The organism is Candidatus Culexarchaeum yellowstonense, assembly GCF_024707025.1.
In the GTDB taxonomy this organism is placed as follows: domain Archaea; phylum Thermoproteota; class Methanomethylicia; order Culexarchaeales; family Culexarchaeaceae; genus Culexarchaeum.
The window spans coordinates 1-2,807 of sequence record NZ_JANGFQ010000161.1; the positions used below are offsets into that span (position 1 = coordinate 1).

The following is a 2,807-nucleotide window of genomic DNA, read 5'->3' on the forward strand; positions in this document are numbered from 1 at the left end:
GTTGGTGGAAGCGGAAACCCAGTAAAAGATGTTGAAGTATTCAAGAAGATTTCAGATGTAACTGAGGGGGAGAGGGTGGTATTGAATAGTTTGAATTTGGATATGAAACTTGAAGACATATGTAAACATATATCGAAGAAGGATACCGTGGTAATAGACTTCTCACCAATGGATCTAGATAAAGCTAGGGAAATAAATAGGAAGGTTTACGATTGGATCCAGAAGGACAGGATAATACTGGATTTGAACATTGGAGGTATAGGTTATGGAACTGAATATGGATTTACAGCCATGGAGAGAGCTAGATTGGCAGCTTTAATTGGAGACACTGAACTTCAACATCCATTCAATGTTGGAGCTTCAAATGCTTGGGGTGCTAGGGAAGCATGGATAACGATGGATCCATATTGGGGTCCAAAGGAGATTAGGGGGCCATTATGGGAGACTCTGACATGCATAATATGCCTCCTAGCAGGAGCTGACTACTTCATGATGCTACACCCAACAACAATGAAAACCCTAATGGAGTTGAGGGAGAGCATGTTCTCCCAACCCAAACCACAATTGGAAGACTCCATGAAATGGTTATCATCAAAATTACCGGTGATATGATATGCCGTGGAAAGCACCAAACCCAATAGAATTATACAAGATGCTCCCAAAAACCAATTGTGGGAAGTGTGGAGAAGCAAATTGCATGGCATTCGCAGTTAAACTTATAAATTTTGAAGCAGACCTTGACCAATGCACACCACTACTTGAAGAAGGGTATAGGGAAAATTACCAGAAGATAAAAGCTTTAGTGGCACCACCAGTAAGGGAAATTGCATTGAAATCCCCACAGCGGACAGTTAAGATAGGCGGAGAGTACGTGCTATATAGACATGAACTCAAATATATGAATCCAACAGCCATAGCCATAGATGTCGATGACTCTATGGATAAAGATACGCTAATAAAACGCTTAAAGACTATTGAAAACTTTTCATATGAATATGTAGGTCGTAAACTGAAACTTGATTTAGTTGCCCTAAGATCAACATCAAAAGATCCAAAACAATACATGAAAGCCACACAAACGGTAATTGAAAACTGCACGCTACCATTAATCCTATGCTCACAAGATCCAAGGATAATAGAGGCAGGACTCTCAGTATTAAATGGGAGATATAAACCACTAATTTATGCTGCAACGAAGGATAATTGGAGGGAAATGGCTGATCTTGCCAAAACATACAATTCAGCATTAACGATAGCCAGTCCAGGAGACCTAGATACACTAATATCCCTAGCAAAAACATTAACGGAAGATGTTGGCATAGAAGATGTAGCTTTAGATCCAGGATGCTTCACCGGCATTGGCGGATTATCATACACGATAAAGGCATATACACAATTAAGGTATAAGGCTATGAACGAAGGTTATAAGTATGCATCATACCCATTAGTAGGAACGCCAATATCCATATGGACGAAGCCACATGAAGACCCCGTTCAAACAATGATGTGGGAAACAATCCTATCCACAATAATGATGACCAGATATGCAGATGCCATAATAATGCATTCCCTCGAAGGGTGGACTCTACTACCACTAGTCATGTGGAGATTCCAGATATACACAGATCCAAGGAAGCCAGTGGCAGTTGAGAAGGGTCTTAGAGCCATTGGAAATCCAGATGAAAATTCACCAGTATTCATAACAAGCAATTACGCTTTAACATACAGTATAGTTTCAAACGATATACAGAAAGGTGGCTTAAATGCATGGTTAATAGTTATAGATACCGAAGGGTTAGCCGTAGATGTCTCTGTAGCTGCTAAGAAGTTCATTGGAGACAAAGTTTTAGAGGTAATCAAGGAAAGCGGTCTTGAAGGAAAGGTTAAAAATAAAATACTAATAATACCGGGGAAAGCTGCCAGAGTTTCAGGGGATATAGAAGAAGCAACTAAATGGAAGGTTGTAGTTGGACCAATGGATTCAAGTGAAATACCATCATTTATAAAGAAGATATGGACTCCAGAGAAGATTAAGGAGATATTAGAAGGATGATGACTAATGGATTATGAAGGGGGAGAACACGCTAGAATATCAATCCCACAATACAACCTAGAATTCCACGTTAAGAAGGGTTCAACAATACTTGAAGCGCTAAGAGAGAAGGGGATAGGGATTAGGAGTGTATGTGGTGGTAAGGGATTCTGTGGTAAATGTAAAGTTATAGTGAGGAGGGGTAAGGTTGAACATAGGGTTAGGGATAAAGAAGTAATATCAGTGGAGGAGCTATCCAAGGGATATGTACTCGCATGCCAAGCAAAGATCATAGAGGATATTGAGATAACAATACCACATGAAAGCATAATGGGTAAAGCGAAACTCCTAGCAGACTTCATGAGTGAAAGTGTTGAAGTAAAACCATACACGCATAAAATAATTATAAGCAAGGGAAATATACATGAATTAAAGAAGATATTAAGCGAATATAAGGTAGCTTGCGAAGAGAAATGGAGCTTCGAGGAATTATTTGATAAAATATTGGAGGATAATGCAACTCTAATCGTAAACTCATACCTTAAAGAGATAGTTAAAATCGAATTTGCAAAGAAGGTTGAGAAATTCTATGGTTTAGCTGTAGACGTTGGAACCACAAAGATAGTTGCATCAATAATTGATATGATCAATGGAAACATCCTTGCAACTGAATCGGAATTCAATAAACAATTGGTTTATGGAGAAGATTTAATGTCAAGAATATCATATGCAATGGAAATAAAGGATGGTTTAAAGGAGCTTCAAAAAGCAGTTG

At 38.7% G+C, this 2,807-nt stretch carries 2 protein-coding genes and 1 pseudogene; all 3 read left to right on the forward strand.

The window, feature by feature from the left end:
* Positions 1-612 (forward strand): annotated as a pseudogene (locus MRT15_RS10180) (CO dehydrogenase/acetyl-CoA synthase subunit delta); the annotation flags it as partial.
* 1 nt (position 613) lies between these two features.
* A complete protein-coding gene (gene acsC, locus MRT15_RS10185) occupies positions 614-2,053 on the forward strand; it encodes an acetyl-CoA decarbonylase/synthase complex subunit gamma (protein ID WP_304329988.1) in 1,440 nt (479 codons plus the stop codon).
* A gap of 6 nt (positions 2,054-2,059) precedes the next feature.
* Positions 2,060-2,807: 2Fe-2S iron-sulfur cluster-binding protein (locus tag MRT15_RS10190; protein WP_304329989.1), on the forward strand; the 748-nt coding region annotated here is incomplete at its 3' end.